Annotated in this window: 15 protein-coding genes and 3 pseudogenes; 12 read left to right on the top strand and 6 right to left on the bottom strand. The window is 34.8% G+C overall.

Annotated elements, in window-relative coordinates; all coding sequences use genetic code 11:
* Position 1: 1 nt before the first annotated feature.
* From cysW to AABL52_RS21295, 8 genes and pseudogenes are all read left to right on the top strand, one after another.
* Positions 2–856, top strand: a complete 855-nt coding sequence (gene cysW, locus AABL52_RS21330; RefSeq protein ID WP_097845306.1) for a sulfate ABC transporter permease subunit CysW — start codon at positions 2–4, stop codon at positions 854–856.
* Between the two features lie 14 nt (positions 857–870).
* Complete coding sequence (locus AABL52_RS21325) at positions 871–1,944, top strand: sulfate/molybdate ABC transporter ATP-binding protein (protein WP_341518351.1); 1,074 nt, start codon at positions 871–873, stop codon at positions 1,942–1,944.
* 386 nt (positions 1,945–2,330) lie between these two features.
* On the top strand, positions 2,331–2,576 hold the full coding sequence (locus tag AABL52_RS21320) for a hypothetical protein (protein ID WP_341518350.1): 246 nt from the start codon (positions 2,331–2,333) through the stop codon (positions 2,574–2,576).
* 41 nt (positions 2,577–2,617) lie between these two features.
* A pseudogene (locus AABL52_RS21315) lies at positions 2,618–2,998 on the top strand (hypothetical protein); the annotation flags it as partial.
* Between the two features lie 180 nt (positions 2,999–3,178).
* A pseudogene (locus AABL52_RS21310) lies at positions 3,179–4,033 on the top strand (hypothetical protein).
* A gap of 64 nt (positions 4,034–4,097) precedes the next feature.
* Positions 4,098–4,547, top strand: a pseudogene (locus AABL52_RS21305) (SMI1/KNR4 family protein); the annotation flags it as partial.
* A gap of 95 nt (positions 4,548–4,642) precedes the next feature.
* Entirely contained in the window at positions 4,643–5,494 is an 852-nt protein-coding gene (locus AABL52_RS21300; protein WP_341518349.1) for a hypothetical protein, read from the top strand.
* Positions 5,495–5,874: 380 nt separating this feature from the next.
* Entirely contained in the window at positions 5,875–6,981 is a 1,107-nt protein-coding gene (locus tag AABL52_RS21295; RefSeq protein ID WP_341518348.1) for a metallophosphoesterase, read from the top strand.
* Positions 6,982–7,029: 48 nt separating this feature from the next.
* Here the strand turns inward: AABL52_RS21295 and AABL52_RS21290 are convergent, their stop codons facing one another.
* The gene (locus tag AABL52_RS21290) at positions 7,030–7,383 is read right to left on the bottom strand and encodes a DUF5412 family protein (RefSeq protein WP_341518347.1); all 354 of its coding nucleotides are present in this window, start codon (positions 7,381–7,383) and stop codon (positions 7,030–7,032) included.
* A 334-nt stretch (positions 7,384–7,717) separates the two neighbouring features.
* Between AABL52_RS21290 and AABL52_RS21285 the strand changes: the two genes are divergently transcribed.
* Positions 7,718–8,695, top strand: coding sequence for an HD domain-containing protein (locus tag AABL52_RS21285; RefSeq protein WP_341518346.1), 978 nt, complete (start codon positions 7,718–7,720; stop codon positions 8,693–8,695).
* 39 nt (positions 8,696–8,734) lie between these two features.
* Here AABL52_RS21285 and AABL52_RS21280 read toward each other — a convergent pair whose 3' ends face one another.
* Complete coding sequence (locus AABL52_RS21280) at positions 8,735–9,067, bottom strand: winged helix-turn-helix transcriptional regulator (protein WP_341518345.1); 333 nt, start codon at positions 9,065–9,067, stop codon at positions 8,735–8,737.
* 135 nt (positions 9,068–9,202) lie between these two features.
* Between AABL52_RS21280 and AABL52_RS21275 the strand changes: the two genes are divergently transcribed.
* Complete coding sequence (locus AABL52_RS21275) at positions 9,203–10,582, top strand: MFS transporter (protein WP_341518344.1); 1,380 nt, start codon at positions 9,203–9,205, stop codon at positions 10,580–10,582.
* A gap of 40 nt (positions 10,583–10,622) precedes the next feature.
* Here AABL52_RS21275 and AABL52_RS21270 read toward each other — a convergent pair whose 3' ends face one another.
* Both AABL52_RS21270 and AABL52_RS21265 read right to left on the bottom strand, forming a co-directional pair.
* Positions 10,623–11,741 carry an anti-sigma factor gene (locus AABL52_RS21270; protein WP_341518343.1) on the bottom strand — a complete coding sequence of 373 codons (1,119 nt, stop codon included), beginning with the start codon at positions 11,739–11,741 and terminating at the stop codon, positions 10,623–10,625.
* Between the two features lie 5 nt (positions 11,742–11,746).
* Positions 11,747–12,232, bottom strand: a complete 486-nt coding sequence (locus AABL52_RS21265) for an RNA polymerase sigma factor (protein ID WP_098258465.1) — start codon at positions 12,230–12,232, stop codon at positions 11,747–11,749.
* Positions 12,233–12,369: 137 nt separating this feature from the next.
* Between AABL52_RS21265 and AABL52_RS21260 the strand changes: the two genes are divergently transcribed.
* Positions 12,370–13,272, top strand: a complete 903-nt coding sequence (locus AABL52_RS21260; RefSeq protein ID WP_000446834.1) for an AraC family transcriptional regulator — start codon at positions 12,370–12,372, stop codon at positions 13,270–13,272.
* Between the two features lie 177 nt (positions 13,273–13,449).
* Here the strand turns inward: AABL52_RS21260 and AABL52_RS21255 are convergent, their stop codons facing one another.
* Positions 13,450–15,192 carry a sensor histidine kinase gene (locus tag AABL52_RS21255; RefSeq protein ID WP_341518342.1) on the bottom strand — a complete coding sequence of 581 codons (1,743 nt, stop codon included), beginning with the start codon at positions 15,190–15,192 and terminating at the stop codon, positions 13,450–13,452.
* Positions 15,193–15,201: 9 nt separating this feature from the next.
* Positions 15,202–15,906, bottom strand: coding sequence for a response regulator transcription factor (locus tag AABL52_RS21250; protein WP_000272682.1), 705 nt, complete (start codon positions 15,904–15,906; stop codon positions 15,202–15,204).
* 135 nt (positions 15,907–16,041) lie between these two features.
* Between AABL52_RS21250 and AABL52_RS21245 the strand changes: the two genes are divergently transcribed.
* Positions 16,042–16,896 carry a CPBP family intramembrane glutamic endopeptidase gene (locus AABL52_RS21245; protein ID WP_002070792.1) on the top strand — a complete coding sequence of 285 codons (855 nt, stop codon included), beginning with the start codon at positions 16,042–16,044 and terminating at the stop codon, positions 16,894–16,896.
* Position 16,897 lies beyond the last annotated feature (1 nt).

Raw genomic sequence — 16,897 nt, 5'->3', positions numbered from 1 at the left:
AATGGAACCAACATTACTAGAAAAGAAAATAGTAAAAAGCAAATCAACTAAAAATGAATCTAGGTTTGTACCAATTGTATTCATTACGATTACAGTTTTATTTTTATCTCTCTTTCTATTATTGCCGCTCATAACGATTTTTCTAAAGGCTTTTGAACGAGGGATTGATGTATACGTTGCAGCCGTAACAGATCAAGAAGCATTTTCGGCAATTCGGTTAACGCTTCTCGTTGCATGTATCGTCGTACCGCTTAATACGATATTCGGGATAGCGGCTGCGTGGCTTATTACCAAATTTCAGTTTAAAGGAAAACAGATATTGCTTTCTCTTATTGAATTGCCATTTGCTGTGTCACCAGTTATCGCAGGATTAGTATTCGTTTTACTGTTCACACCGAGGGCGGCTCTTGGCGGATGGTTACTCGAACATGGGATCAAACTCATTTTCTCTGTCCCAGGCATTATTATCGCAACGATTTTTGTAACGTTTCCGTTCGTTGCACGTGAACTAATCCCGATTATGCAAGCGCAAGGAAAAAGTGAAGAAGAGGCAGCTCTATCACTTGGCGCAAGCGGCTGGAAAATGTTTTGGCGCGTTACACTTCCAAATATAAAATGGGGTCTTTTATACGGTATGATCCTATGTAATGCCCGTGCTATCGGTGAGTTCGGAGCAGTTTCCGTTGTATCAGGTCACGTGCGCGGCGTTACGAATACGATGCCGCTGCACATTGAAATTTTGTACAATGAATATCAATTTTCAGCAGCGTTCGCTGTGGCGACTTTAATGTCACTTATCGCTGTTTTTACGCTCGTTATAAAAAACTGGATTGAATGGAGAATGGAAAAACGATAATAAGGGGGATTATGGTGAGTATTCAAATTCAAAATGTATCCAAACAATATGGTACATTTCAGGCGCTAACAGACATTCATTTGGATATTCCAAAAGGCGAACTTGTCGCCTTATTAGGCCCGTCAGGTTCTGGGAAAACGACGTTATTACGAATTATTGCAGGATTAGAAGAAGCGGATGGCGGCTCTATATCATTTGATGGAGAAGACTTAACGAGCATTCATGTGAAAAATCGGCAAGTCGGCTTCGTCTTCCAGCATTATGCGCTCTTTAAACATATGAATGTATTTGAAAATGTCGCTTTCGGCTTAAAGGTAAGAAAGAAAAGCTTAAGACCGTCAGCAGAAGTGATAGAAGAAAAAGTAACAGAACTATTGAAACTAGTAAAAATGGATGGTTTCGCCAAACGTTACCCAGCGCAACTATCTGGCGGACAACGACAGCGTATCGCACTAGCACGGGCACTTGCAGTTGAACCGAAAATTTTATTACTCGATGAACCGTTCGGTGCACTTGATGCAAAAGTGAGAAAAGAATTAAGAAGATGGCTTAGGAAATTACATGACGAATTTCAAATTACGAGCGTATTCGTAACGCATGATCAAGAAGAAGCACTAGACGTTGCGGACCGCATCGTTGTAATGAATGAAGGCCGCATTGAACAAATGGGAACACCGGAAGAAGTATATGAAAACCCAGCAAGCCCGTTCGTGTATGACTTTTTAGGAAATGTAAATTTATTTCACGGCCGCGTCCATAAAGGTAAGCTGAATGTAGGCTCAGTGGAACTAGAAGCACCAGAGCATAAGCACGTTTCAAACGTAGACGGAGTAGCTTACGTAAGGCCGCATCACTTATCCATCTCTCGTACGAAACAAAGCGTAGATGCAATCCCTGCAAAAGTATCATACTCTCACGCAGTTGGACCTGTCGTATATGTAGAATTAAAACGAGACGGTACAGATGAGTACTTAGAAGCAGAAATTAGTAAAGAACAGTTCAAACAGCTCAGCATTCAAACGGGTGATGTTGTATACGTACAGCCGAAAGAAGTGAAGGTGTTTATTCCAGAGGATTTTGTGATTTAATGATAAGGTGCGGTTCCTGTATGAGTGTGTATAGGGACCGTATTTTTTGTTTTGAGGTATGGATGTTTAGGGGGAATAGGTAATAAAGAAAAGAAATTGAATGGATTTAATTTCTTTTGTTTCCACTATTTATTCATCGTAAACAAGATAGATATTACACCTAATTTAATGATTATTTTTATATAAAAATATCATAATTCATTATAATGAATTATGAAATAGAAAACGGGAAATTGTCGATAAAGAGTCAGAATTACTATCTTTCCTTAAAGTCTTACATTTTTTTAATTGAGTTTCTTTCTAAAATTCATTAAATTTTTAGGTGAGAAGAAAGTAGATGTCTTTGGATTACCGAAATCATATAAGAATAGAAAGGAAAAATCAACTTGTATAATTTTAAGCAGGATACAAAAGAATTATTACAACAGATATTACGGGAAAATGCCCCTGAATTATTATGGGTTATAGATTGTAAGGATTTTCGTGTATTAGAAATTGAAACAATACATGAGCTAAGAGACATTTTAGCAGATGAATTAATTGAAAAAGGCTTTGATGAACAGGATAATATTAATGATTTTGGTAGGGATTTAGAGGGATTGATTGATATGTTTGGGGATTTGTTAGCATAATATTTCGTGCCTTATTGCACAGTTCTAAGTTATTGGGGCCGAATCTAAAGGGGATAGAAGATTTAGAAATTGTTAGTTTAAATCTTTCAGAAGAGTATCGGACGGATTTTTTATTGAATGAGAGGGAAGAAAATGATTTTGACTGTTCTATATATAATTTTATGGAAGATGCATTGCCATTCTGTATCAATAAAGATGAAATATTAGGCGTTGATATATGTGGCTATAGTAACAATAATTTTTATTCGTTTATTCATAATAATGTACAGACTGATTTTAGAAAGTATGGTAAGAATTTAAATGAACTATCGCTTATCGCTAATTATGACGATGCACAATATGTTATTCATTTAATTGATAATCAAAAGATAGAGGCGGAAGAGATATTGTGGTATCCGTGGTTAATTTTGAAGTGTTCATAATTTATAAAGGAAATATAAAAAACCTTTAGGGTTATGGTTATATATAGGTTTTGAGAGAGTAAGAGATATTGTTTGTAGTTAAATAAATTATAATTGAGAATAAGCGTCAAACTTATTAAGATTAAGGAAGTTTGACGCTTATTTTTTATATTTAGAAGCAATGAGAGGATTTTCATCTATATGAAAGATATCGTCTGTAAAGAGTTAAAAAGTTTTAAGTCTATGGTTGAAGCGTATCAGTTTAAAAAAATGAGTTTGGATTATAAACAAAATGTAATGTTACTCGTACAAAAGAATACGGATCAGCCTTGTATAATTTATTTGGATAAAACTAATTTAAATATAAAGAGTTTCAATTTAAATGTGGATATTGATGTTGATGTTGAATCTGTTCAATGTATGCAACGAATCGGAGAGAGATGGTTGCTTATATTTAATTATGAAGGTGATAATGCAGTTATTTATAATGCAGACGGAAGTGAATATTGTAAGTTTTATGCCGGAGAAGGGATTCAAGATTGTCAGGTTGATGTGAATGAAGATATATGGGTTGGTTATTGTGATGAAGGGGTTTTCGGAGAGTGTCCAATTGGAGTAAATGGTATAGTTGCTTTTGATTCTAAAGGTCAATTGATTTTTGATAGTTAGGATCAATATGTAGAAAGGTTTAATGTTCCTCCTGTAGATGATTGTTATGCAATGAACGTTATAGATGGAGACGTTTGGTTCTATTATTATTCAGAATTTCCTTTAGTTCAAATGAAAGATAAAGAAATTCATATGTCATGGAATGAAATAAATGTAATTAAGGAAATACGGTCAGAAAGTTTTGCGGTTGCTCAAGATAAAGTAGTATTCATTACGCAAGATAAAAAGTTGGTTGTTTATGATTTAAATAATAATCATGTGCATGATATAAATCTTCGTAATGAATTTGGAGAACCGATTCCATTTGTTACTTATTATAGCCGCGGATCTGTTATGTATTTTCAGACGGATGATACGCTGTATTATGTTGATGCACTTAATATGTGAGGTGATAATGGAAAGAAAGCAAAATGTATTAGAGTGTTAAATTTGTATGAAAAGAGCTGGAATTATGCACAATATTATTATAAAAAAACTGGAACCAGTATATGGAAAAGATACGAAAACGGTAAGAACTGGAACTAAGGTATTTGGAAATATAGATAAAGTTAATTGGATGAATGTAGTGAATCCGCCGCTTAGTAAAGAAGAAATTCAAGTATTTGAAGATGAGATGGAAACTGTATTTCCGGAACCATATAAATATCTACTATCTCTTATGAACGGAAGCTTTTTGGCAAATTTAGTTCGTATAGCAGGGCGGCCGAAAATTGGTGGTCTTTCTGATGAGGAAGAATATTTTCAGCCGTTTGAATTACAGAGTTTTCAGCAACTATATGCTTCTAAAAAAATTCCTGAATCATATTTTGTCTTTGCAGATTCAATGGATTTGGGCACAATATATGCTATTAATGAAGAGAGTAGAGTATTAGAATTACATTTAAGAAATAAGAAAGTTTTATGAGATTTAGGAACTATGGAAGAATGGTTGGATTTATTATTAGAAGAAGCGGTGCGTATAGATTATAAGTAAATGTAATGGCCGGGGAGTAGTTTATGAACTTAAAATATAGAAATGGTTTTTATGTAAGAGAAGATATACACGGGGAAACTGTATTAGTATCTCAAAAAAACTTAGGTGAATGTATAGAATATATTAATAGGTTTAATATTTCTGGAGTGCAAATATCTGATATGTACTATGAATTGGAAGATATTAATTTTTTAGGTGAGTGTGAAAATATTACACATTTAATGTTAGATAACATGTTTTTAAAAGATGTATCTAGTGTATACAATTTAAAAAATCTTAAAGACTTAGCAATAGTTGAGTCTAATTACGTATTAGAGTTGGATAGAGTAAAAAACTTAGAAAATTTAAGTATGTACTGTGATAAAAAGATAACAGGTTTACAGGAAATGTGTACTTTAAAATCACTTTCTTTATGGAAATACAATCCTAAAAATAGAGACTTGAAGGAATTAGAAAAATTACGAGGTCTAGAATACTTTAAAATTACTCAATCAAAAATTGATTCACTTAGTGGCATTGAAAGTTTTAGAAACTTAAAATCTTTACAATTATATTATCTTCGTACATTAAAATCACTAGAATCTCTAAAATATACAAGTGAAAAATTGACTAGTTTGGAAATCGAGATGTGTAAAAATATAGGGGGATTTTGCAGTATTCAATATTTAGAGTCTCTAGAAATATTACGTTTATTAGACTGCGGAGATATACCAACAATAGATTTTATAAAAAATTTAAAAGAACTAAATTGTTTTTCTTTTGTAGGTAGTACTGTTATCGATGGTGATGTTAGTTTCTGTGAGGGGATAGAATTTGTTAGCTTTACAGATAAGAAGCATTACTCTCATAAAAATAAGGAATTTAAGGGTCTGTAAAAAAAGAATGTGATGTTTCAGGAGGGAAAACGGTTATCCAAAAGAACGTATCTATTTTATATAAACATAGAAGTTGCATCGAGTAATACATATTTAATTATATCTATAGCATGGGATGGTTTTGACTATGATATCGAGGAGTATTATGGGGTGAAATAAAAGCAATCAAACACAAAATATAAAAAAGTGCATCTGTTAGTTCGGATGCACTTTTTTACAACCTGTATATAGTCCTCCTTATCAACTCCCTAATCTGCGTCGCAACAAACGCAACATCACTAAAAAGTTAGAGGTTTTTAGTGTGAAGAGCGAAGTGCTTAATATTTACGCTATAAGTGCATAACAAGATATAATAGAAGAAATCAAGAAGGAGGCTGGCTGTGAAAAATCTTCGTTATTTCAATATATTCACTATTTTAATTGTATACACACTACTCATGTTTTACATCGGCTGGAACGGTTGGGTTTGGCTTCACGCGTTGTTTGGCTGGGAATCTTGGGGATATTACGCTTTCGTAGTCGGTTTTATTTCATATGCGTACATTCTCGTGCAAGTGTTTAAGTTTTTGCCATTTCTACGAACGATAGGTTCGATTTGGTTTGCGGTCATACAATATGCGCTTATGTTGTTGCCGTTAGCAAATATTACGGTCTTTCTTTTACAGTTTTCAGTGGAGAAAGAAGCAGCAATTATTTGGACAGGGACGGCCGTGTTACTTGCGTTTATCTTTATTTTTGCATATGGGGTATTCAACGCATATAGCCCAGTAGTTAGAAAGTACGAGGTGTACATACCGAAAAAAGTAGAGGGACGTAAAAGCTTACGCATTGCGATGGCTTCTGATATGCATTTCGGTAAATTATCTGGCGTTTCGCATTTAAAAAGACTTGTCCGTCATGTAAATGAGATGGAGCCTGATATTATTTTACTGCCAGGTGATATTATCGATGATCATCCAGGTGTGTTCATTCAAAAAAATATGGGACCAATTATGAAGCAAATGAAGGCTCCATTAGGCGTATATGGTGTGTTAGGAAACCACGAATATTACGGCCGAGCGGTTCCTGAATTTTTACAAGAGATGGATAAGATTGATATTCGTATTCTGTTAGATGAAGTGATTACAATTGAAGATCATTTTTATCTCGTTGGAAGAAGAGATAAAACAGAGCGAGATCGTCAAAGCTTTGAAAGTTTAATGAGTACGGTAAATAAATCCATGCCAGTTATCGCAATGGATCACCAACCATTTGAGTTGAAACAAGCAGCGGATGCTGGCGTCGATTTACTCTTATCCGGCCACACGCACCGCGGACAAATGGCACCGAATCATATTGTAACGAGAAGAATGTACGAATTAGACTGGGGATACGTACAAAAAGGCACATTCCACGCGATTGTTTCTTCTGGTTTCGGATTCTGGGGACCACCGCTTCGACTTGGAAGTAGATCAGAGATTGTGCAGGTGGAAGTTACGTTTGAATAGCGGAATAAAGAGAAAAGGGTTGACTAATAAAAGTCAGTCCTCTTCTCTTTATTTTTTTCTAAAATCATACGTGTCCGTCTCTACATGTAATTTATGCTTATTAATCATTACTGTATGATCGTCTAACCATTGTACAGTTGCATCTTCTTCACGATAATTCCAGTATATATTTTTCTTGTTCATAAATTTTTTATTATTTGCTACAAGCTCTCCTCTTATAGCAAAGCTAGTCGTTGCGCCGCCATTATGCCTGTATATATGTAAAGTATACGTTTTATCTGGGGAGTGTATGGATTGAATCTTTTCACCGCCTGAAACCCCAGATAAAGTGAAGAATTTCCAATATCCTAAACTAATGAATACAATAATGATGAATAGAATGGTGAAGAAAATCTTTTTCATGTTCCCCCTCTTTCTCTTAATAGCTATACCTGTATTAAATCAAAATAGAATAAAACTGGCAATGTTATCCTTTTTCTTGCCGGAATATGTACGTTTCTATTTCTAGCGTTCTGTTCACGATTTGGAATGAAAGTCCCCACATTTTTCAATAAAAAAAGGCTCCACATAAGGAGCGCTCAATAAAAATAAATGAATTAAAAGAAATAACAGACATGTATAATATACAACATTTATAATTTTGTATAAATATATTTAGATTTATAATTTATATTGATATCGATTTTATAAAAAAGGTACGATTAGAAGACGCTGCTGAAATGAAGGGGGATTATAAGTGGTTATATCAGATGTTATTTACGGTGAGTTTAAAGTGGATCAAGTAGTAGAAGAATTAATTGTAAGCAATCCTGTGCAAAGACTAAAAGGTATTCATCAAAATGGCGCAAGCTACTTACTAAATGAGAACTGGAATGTAACACGCTTTGATCATTCAGTTGGTGTTATGTTGTTGGTTAAAAAACTTGGTGGTTCAGTAGAAGAACAAATTGCAGGTTTACTGCATGACGTATCACATACTGCTTTTTCCCATGTGATTGATTACGTTTTTGATAATAGAAATGAAAGTTATCATGAAGAGATATTTAGTTCTGTTGTGAAAAACTCAGAAATTCCAGCGATCCTTGCGAAGTATGGTTATAACTATGAAGATATTTTGTTAGATGATTCGAAATGGACGTTACTCGAAAGGTCAGCACCAGAATTATGCGCAGACAGAGTGGATTATACGTTACGAGATATGTATACATATGGGTATGTTTCTTTAAAAGAAGTTCACAGTTTTTTAGAGGATGTCATTGCTGTAGATGGGAAAATGGTTCTTCAAAGTGTCGAAATGGCAGAATGGTTTACAGAAACGTATTACAAAGAAGTAATTGATTTCTTTATGAAGCCAATGAATATTTACGGAAACGACATGTTAGCGAAAACGCTAAAGTTAGCTCTTCATAAAAGGATTATTCATGCAGATGACTTTCTTCTTGAAGATGATGCGCTTATTTCGAAATTGCAGCAATGTAGTGATCCAGAAGTACATGCTTTATTAAGCAAAGTTCATCCGAATGTAAACGTAAAAGAAGATAGAAACGATTATGATTTGTATCAGAAAAATAAAGTCCGTCTCATTGATCCTCCATTATTTCGTGAAGGTGAAGTTGTTCCATCGTCTGTGGTGTCGGAAAAAATAAAACAGATGAGTAAGGTCGCTTATGAAAAAGCGGTGAGAGGGATGTATGTGAAATTGATTTCGAATTAACAGAAAGAAGGTATCATCACATAAGATGATACCTTCTTTTTATTCATCTAATATTTTCCACTCATTTCCCCAGTCCTTCATCGCGTCAAAAATAGGACGGAGTGTTTCCCCTTTTTTTGTAAGTGAATATTCCACGTGAGGTGGCATAGTTGAATAGATTGTTCTCTTTATAATATTTTCTTGTTCAAGTTCTTTTAAGCGAAGAGAGAGTGTGCGTGGGCTAATGCCACTTAGACGTCTTTCAAGCTCAGCAAAACGTTTAGGACCATAAAATAAATCTCTTAAAATTAAGAAAGTCCACTTTCCACCTATTACAGACATTGTTTTTTCAATGGGGCATTTTAATAAAATCTCTTCATTTCCATTTTCCATATAAACGCTCCTTACTATATAAAAGTATAGGTACTATATAAAAAATCAGTACTTTTATAATTAAAGTACTTTCTTTATTATAGTTCTAAAGGAATATATAGGTAAATTACTAATTTTTGAGAGGGGAGTTAGCAAGTGAATGGAGTGGCTAGTAGAAATTTAGATGTTCAAACAAAAGAGAAATCAGGTATCTTCATTTTAATAACTTTGGCAATGGGTTTTATTATGGCAACATTAGACGTAACAGTAGTAAATGTTGCAGTGGTGAATATTCAAGAAACATTAGGACTGACATTATATAGTTCAACATGGATTGTCGACGGATATATTTTATCTTTTGCGGCATTATTACTCGCTGGAGGGGCATTGGCTAACCAATATGGAGCAAAAAATATGTATATGGTTGGTTTAATCATTTTTGTATTTGCATCTCTTTTATGTGCGATGGCCACAAATGGGAACACCCTCATTATCGGCCGAGTACTTCAAGGCGTTGGAGCGGCTTTATTTATGCCAAGTTCACTTAGTTTATTAGTAGTATCATTTCCGGATGAAAAGAAGAGAGCTAAAATGTTTGGTATATGGTCGGCAATTGTCTCTATCGCCTCTGGTACAGGTCCTTTTATTGGTGGTCTTTTAGTAAATACATTTGGTTGGCGGAGCATTTTTATTATAAACCTTCCAATTGGGGTTATCGGTGTTCTAATGGCCTTTGTAATTATTCCAAACGTTTTACCGAAAAAGGAGAAAATAAACGTATTAAATCATTTAATCGGTATAACTACAATAACATTATTGGCTTTTACTCTAATTGAAGGTCCAAGTTATGGATGGTCCTCGTTTCAAATTTTAGGAGGGGTAGTGGGAACGGTATTGACTGCTATTCTCTTTGTTTATGCAGAACGAAAATCAAAAAACTCGGTTGTACCAAGAGTATTGTTCCAGAACGAGACGTTTTCCTCAGCAAATATAGTTGGATTTCTATTAAACTTTGCTGTATTTGGCGGCATATTTATGTTTGGGCTCTTTTTGCAAAAAGCATATGGAGCAAGCCCGTTTGTAGCAGGACTACAACTATTGCCAATGATGAGTGTATTTGTTATTGGAAATTTATTATTCGCCAAAATGGTGACTAAGTTTGGTTCAAAATTGCTATTATTTATAGCGTTATTTATAGCTAGTATAGGGTCTTTATTATTAATGTTTATAGTAAATAATGTGAGTTACATAGGAATTGCATTCATATACAGTATTGTTAATCTTGGAATCGGTATAGCAGTGCCTGCCATGACTACCATCGTAATGAAATCTGCCGGTCGTGAAAATGGAAATATGGCTGGGGCAACTTTAAATGTAAATCGTCAAATTGGTGCATTAGTCGGTATAGCAATTATGGGAATCATTTTAAATGAATCATCGAATTGGTACAGAGGGGCAAGCTATAGTTTTTTAGTAATGGGGATCGCCTATTTATGTGCAACAATGTTAGTTTGGAAGTTTGTGGAGAGGAAATAAAAAAGTAGAGCATCACTCCTAGATGCTCTACTTTTTCACATCACTGATCAAACCAATTCCAAACCTCAATATCTCCAAGCGTCGCATAACGAACATGCGGCGAGTTTTGTAATTTTAATAATTCTTTCGACGGGCCAGTAATGACCATGCCGTATACTTTAACGCCGTTATCTTTTACATACTGATAGCGCTTATCTAAATTCAGCTCTTTTTCAGGAGTCCGAGTAGCTTCACGCACAATTTTTTTATGTTCAGAAAGAATGCGCATCATTTCGATTACTGCACCTTCTTTTGTTTTCGGTTGTTCTGCTTCACTATCAGGAAGTTCTATATGTTCTCGAAATCCGATAATCTCTCCGCTATGCAAGATGAAATCGTCTTCATTTATTCTTTCTTGTCCTGTGTCTAAAGCGTACCATAAAGGAGTTGGCGGCATTTCTTGTGCTTCAAATGCGCTATATAGAATTGATTCGACTTCTTGCAACGTATAAGGTTTGTCAAAAGATAGCGCTACTTCTGCAACGGTTCCCTCATGTATCTTTCCAAGTGTATCCCAAACTTTTTTAGATGATTCTTTCAAAGAAGCTTCTTCCTTGATTTTTGGATGAACAAAGGAAAGCTTTTTTGGATAGGCTCTGTTTTCCCAAGGTTGATTTGTGATAGCTACAGATGATAAGAAACTACGCGTTGTTACTGTCCCAATGGGAACTTCTTTTTTGCCAACAGTTTTAACTAAATTCATTTCATTTTCTGTACGAAAAAAGGGTTTTATTTTTGTACTGCCTCCAGTGGAACGACTATTTGGAATTGTTGCTTCTAGTGCGAGTGCTGGAATCTCATTTACTTCAACTAATTTTTTCATATTATAGAAGTAAAAAGATGATGAAAAATGACCAACAAAATAGATTACTATACAAACGGCAAGGACAAAACTAACGGTTTGCCAACGCTGTTTCCATTTTATTTTCCAAAACGGGACTTTCAGATTTTGTGGCGGTAGTCTTTTCTTTATCGGTTCACTCTTCGAAAGCAACTCATCTAAGTAAACTTCACATTCTTCACATGTCTCAATATGACTTTCTAACTGCTCTTGTTCATCATGCGTGAGCGTTCCGTTTTCGTACTTCTCCCATAGTTTTTTAAACTCTGTACACCCCATCCGTATCACTCCTTTATGCTTTTCGTTTCTTTTCGTCCCCTGTGTAATTCAATTTTCACTTTCGCTAGTGAGAGACCGGTCATTTCTGCTATTTCCTTATATGAGAATCCGTAGTAATCTCGTAGTAGCAGGACATTTCGTCTTTCAAGGGGAAGCGAAGATAAGCTGTCTAACCAACTAGCAATCTCATGTTTTACGAAATAAGAGTGCTCTGTACTTGGTACGTTTGGTAAATGGAATTCTTCAACTGTCGTTGTTTTATATCTTTTTTCTTTTCGATACCAATCGATAAAGGCGTTGTAGGCAATCGTAAATAACCACGGCCTAATTTCTTCTCCTTTATAATAGTCAATATGGACGAGCATTCGATAAAATGTTTCTTGCATGAGATCTTCCGCGTAGTGGGGATCTCCGGTTAGGGAGAGAAGATAGCGAAATAAATCTTGCATATGTTCGGAGTAAATTTCTTCTAATGAGTGTTTGCTTTTCACTACATTTCCCTCCCTTCATACATAACAACGAAATACATATAAAAAAGTTACAATTTTTTATGGAATTATAGTAAAAAACGTCAAGAATTGGATAGGATTCTCTTTTATCATAATACATATAAGGCGGGTGAACAGAGATGGAAAGCTATGAAACACAAATTCAAAGGTCAATTGATTATATTGAAGAAGATGTCATGGAAAAACAGACGCTGCGTAATTTAGCACGTATTGCAGGTTTTTCTGAGTCGCATTTTCATCGTGTATTTCAGGCGTTAGTAGGTGATACAGTAATGGAGTATGTTCGAAAGAGGAGGTTAGCCCGGGCAGCTTATCAACTTTCTCATACGGATGAAAAAATTATTGATATCGCGTTTGAGCACGGCTTTCAATCTCACGAAACGTTCACGAGAGCCTTTAAAAAATTATTTCAAATGACACCGAGTGAATATCGAAAACAAGAAATTGAAACACCGATGTATTACAGCGTGAATGTAAAGCAAAGAAAATTAAATCCGTATTTAGGAGGCATACAAATGGAATATCGTATTGTAAATAAACCAGAATTTTTAATGGCGGGTTATGAACTGAAGACGACAAGTAAAGAAGGGAAAAACCATCAAGACATCCCAGCATTTTGGCAAGAATATTTACAGAAAGATCTTGGAACGACAATTCCGAATCGTAAAGATACGAGCCAATGGGTAGAGCTTGGATTATGTACTGATTTTAATTTAGAAACAGGGGACTTCACTTATATAATTGGAATGGAAGTTACAGGATTTGAAAATGTACCAAATGAAGTTGCGAAGCGTACTTTCCCAGCAGCGACATATGCTGTATTTACAACGCCGAAAGTTCCTCATGAAGAAATGGTATCGTCTATTCACCAAACGTGGAATGCTGTATTCTCAGAATGGTTCCCGCATTCTGGGTACGAACATTGCGGCGTTAATGAATTTGAACTATACGATGAGCGTTCCCATGCAGATAAAAGTGAGTTTGCTCAAATTGAACTTTGGATACCGGTGAAGAAGAAGTAATAGAAGGAAAAGCGAACCATTGAGTGGTTCGCTTTTTTCATATAGGTTGTTATATTTGCCGATTTTTGTCGATAAGTCGGTATATCTTGAAAATCGCTGATATATTTTGAGTTGCCCGATATAATTTCATAGACTGTTGAACTTCGCCAAAAGAAAAGACACCACATAGCGCCATTCCTACGAATGAAACGGGAACACAAGTATAATCGTCGTTCCTTTTCCAAGTTCGCTATCAATAGAAATTGTTCCGTTATGAGCATGAACGAGCTGTTTCGTAATGGCGAGGCCAAGTCCAGTTCCGATGTTGCTTTCTTCTGTATTGGTTCCTCTGTAATATCGCTCAAAGAGAAGTTCTTTCGTTTTATCATCCATTCCTTTTCCGTTATCTGCAATAGAGAGTGTAAATGAAGTAGCGTTTTGGGAAAGTTTTACGCTGACATTTGTCGTTTCATTATTATGTTTTACAGCGTTTACGAGTAAGTTTTCGATAATACGCTGGAACCATTTTTCTTCAATGAAATATTGAATTTTGTTTGAGCTTGGTACGAATTCAATATTTTGATTTTGAAGTGTCGGATTATTAATGAATTGTAATAATACTTTTTGGACGAATTGATTCATTTCAATGTTCACATGCTGCGCAGGAAGACTGTTATTTTTTAATTGATACGTTAAGCTTAAGTCATCAATTAATGTCGTCATATATTGAGATTTCTCTTTCATAACGCTGCCGAATTGTTGAATGTCACGATCAGTCCAGTTGTACTGCTGTGATTCTAGTAATAATGCGTAGCCATATATAGAGCTAAGTGGCGTTTTTAAATCATGTGTTAGACCGGTAATCCATTCTTCACGTGTCTGCTGCAGTACTTGCCTCATTGCATCATTTTTTTTGAGTGTAATAGAAAGATGCTCTAGTGAATTTGTCACATCACTAAATAAACGGAATGACCATTTTTCTTTACCAGATCGCCGGAATCTGACAGGTTTCCCTTTTTTACTAACAGGCTCTTCGTACTTTCCACCAGCTATATTTTTAAGCCAGCGCATCGCATGTAATAACGGTTTTCCAAATTTATTACCGTACCAAATAGAAAGAATGACTAAATAAACAAATACGATAAGAAGGATTAATCCGCATCCGATTAGAAACTTTTTAGTAAATACATCGTCTATTTCATCATCTGGGTAGTAGTACTCATTTTTAGCAGTTACAACAAGAAGATGATTGCTATTTGTGTCGTAAAAGCTAGACGTGTTTTCTTTATGATTCCACGGTTCTTTTTCGCTAAGAGCAGCTTGTATGACAGAAAACGTTTTTTTCTTTCCATCTGGATAGGAGAATACTTCTTCGCCACTACTATTAAAGATTTGAAGTGTTGCTTTTTCTTTAGAAAGTAACTGTTTTTCTTGATCTGTTAATGTGAAAGAATCCATAGATACAGACGGGTGCTCTTTCTTGATTGTTTTCAGTAATACATTGCTTTTTAACATACCGCCGTATATAACAAGTACGTTCTTTTCTTCTAATTCAATTTCCCAATATGTAAATGTATAAGGGCTTTCTACATGATTCTGTATATACGAGAATAGAGATGTTTTCGTATAAGATGTCGGTACGTCACTTGGCGTATTAAAGTGATAGAGAACTTTTCCGTCTTCCTCTACAACTTGAATCCAATCATTTTTCTCTTTAATTAAGTCTTTTACTTCAGCTTTCAACGAAATATCGCCATCTTCTGAAGAGATATATCTTGCAATCATAAAATTCTCCGCATCTGGAATGTTCGGTTCGTATGAAGTACTAGTAACAAGAAAAATTAAATAAGTGAATGCAGCTACTACAGCAATTAGTAATGTAACTAAAACAAATACGTGTTGCATGATAAACTGGATAATGAGTCGTTTATTAAAGTTCATATCGTCACCCTACTTTGTAATGAACTTATAGCCAAGTCCGCGAACGGTTTTTATATATTCTGGTTTACTTGGGTCTTGTTCAATTTTTTCACGTAGTTTTCGAATGTGGACCATAACAGTATTGTCATCGCCATTATAGGCAGGTGCTCCCCAAACTTTTTCATATATTTCTTCTTTCGAAAATACGTAGTTCGGATTCTCGCAAAAGAAGAGTAGTAGCTGAAATAGCTGGGCGGAACATTCGACAACATGTCCATTTACTGTAAGCTCTGCGGAATATCGATCAATTTCAAATCTGCCAAACGAACTGGAGTGTGCTTTTTGTTCATTTGGTACTGCTTGTTTCATATGTCTACGGAGTTGTGCTTTCATACGAGCTACTACTTCAAGTGGATTAAATGGCTTCGTAATATAATCATCTGCACCTTGTGAAAATCCAGATATTTTATCTAAATCAGATGTTTTAGCTGTGAGGAAGAAAATAGGGCAATCTGTTTTTTTGCGAATGATGGGACAAATATCAAAACCAGACTGACCAGGAAGCATGACATCTAAAATAATTAAATCGTAATCGTTTTTTTCGGTGAGAGATAAAGCTATTTCAGCGGATGTTGCAGTTGTAATATGAGAAAAACCTTCTTTTTCAAGAATGGTAGTTAGTAATTGTAAAATTGCTGTTTCATCATCAACGAGCAAAATATTTGCTTCATACATAAAAAATCCCTCCTAATTTCCTCGAATATCATATCATCTTTCGGTAACTTATGGAATTTTTAAGGAAATTTTAAGGTTTTCTTTCTCAAAAAATTAAGAATCAAATGATATGATAAAAGTAACATAGGGGAGGAGATGAGTGTGAATCCGTTTCAAACGATGCGAGCTAGATATTTTTTAATTGTATTTGCACTATTAACTTTAGTTGCAAGAGGCAGTAATGAATTGATAGAAAGTACATTTCATATACAAAATTCTACTTTTATAAATATTCTTATATTCTATATCCTTCCGATTACGTGGATTTTTTATGAATATAGAAAACACCGCGTTTCATTTTCATTATTTGTTAATAAAAATGAAACATTTAACCTGGTGCAAGTTTTATACATTGCGATTATGTTATGCGTGTTTAGTTATGGATATCTTATTTTGTACATGTATAGCTTTGCATGGATTACACCGGAATTTATTATGAGCGCGTTACGTGAACCGATTATAGATAGTACAGGGGGATATGTATATCAAGTTATTATGGTCGTATTCATCGCACCAATTATTGGTGAATTTGTTTTTCGGGGATTTTTACTGCAACGCTTTGCAGCAAAATGGGGAACGAGTATAGCAATCATTGTAGTAGCGATGTTGTTTGCGTTGCTACATGTTGATTTCCTAGGCGCAGTAGTATTTAGTGTTGTACTATCAATCGTATATATTCGTACAAATAGCTTACTCATGCCAATTGCTATTCACATGTTAAACAATGCATTTGTAATCGGTGCTTCTTTTCTAATAAATAAAGAAGAGATAATGAGTTTTGCAGATTTCTCAAATTATACGACGTTCTTTCCAGGACTTATTATTTTTATGACGGGATTAAACTTAGTACTCATCTTTCTATTTGTTAACCGCAAATATTGGAATAAAGAAATGCCAGCTATATATGTAGAGCAGGAAAAGAGCTTTTCAGACGTAGTGGGGGATAAATGAG

Origin of the sequence: Bacillus paramobilis (assembly GCF_038096195.1) — a bacterium.
Lineage (GTDB): Bacteria > Bacillota > Bacilli > Bacillales > Bacillaceae_G > Bacillus_A > Bacillus_A mobilis.
Note: the sequence above shows the minus strand (reverse complement) of the source record. Positions and strands in the feature narration are given on the sequence as shown.

Excerpts from the sequence above, each read along its gene's own strand:
- AABL52_RS21280 (WP_341518345.1), bottom strand. The coding sequence starts at position 9,067 with ATGGAAAATGGAAATGAAGAGATTTTATTAAAATGCCCCATTGAAAAA.
- AABL52_RS21300 (WP_341518349.1), top strand. The coding sequence starts at position 4,643 with ATGAACTTAAAATATAGAAATGGTTTTTATGTAAGAGAAGATATACAC.
- AABL52_RS21255 (WP_341518342.1), bottom strand. The coding sequence starts at position 15,192 with ATGAACTTTAATAAACGACTCATTATCCAGTTTATCATGCAACACGTA.
- cysW (WP_097845306.1), top strand. The coding sequence starts at position 2 with ATGGAACCAACATTACTAGAAAAGAAAATAGTAAAAAGCAAATCAACT.
- AABL52_RS21270 (WP_341518343.1), bottom strand. The coding sequence starts at position 11,741 with ATGGGGTGTACAGAGTTTAAAAAACTATGGGAGAAGTACGAAAACGGA.
- AABL52_RS21290 (WP_341518347.1), bottom strand. The coding sequence starts at position 7,383 with ATGAAAAAGATTTTCTTCACCATTCTATTCATCATTATTGTATTCATT.
- AABL52_RS21250 (WP_000272682.1), bottom strand. The coding sequence starts at position 15,906 with ATGTATGAAGCAAATATTTTGCTCGTTGATGATGAAACAGCAATTTTA.
- AABL52_RS21260 (WP_000446834.1), top strand. The coding sequence starts at position 12,370 with ATGGAAAGCTATGAAACACAAATTCAAAGGTCAATTGATTATATTGAA.
- AABL52_RS21245 (WP_002070792.1), top strand. The coding sequence starts at position 16,042 with ATGAGTGTGAATCCGTTTCAAACGATGCGAGCTAGATATTTTTTAATT.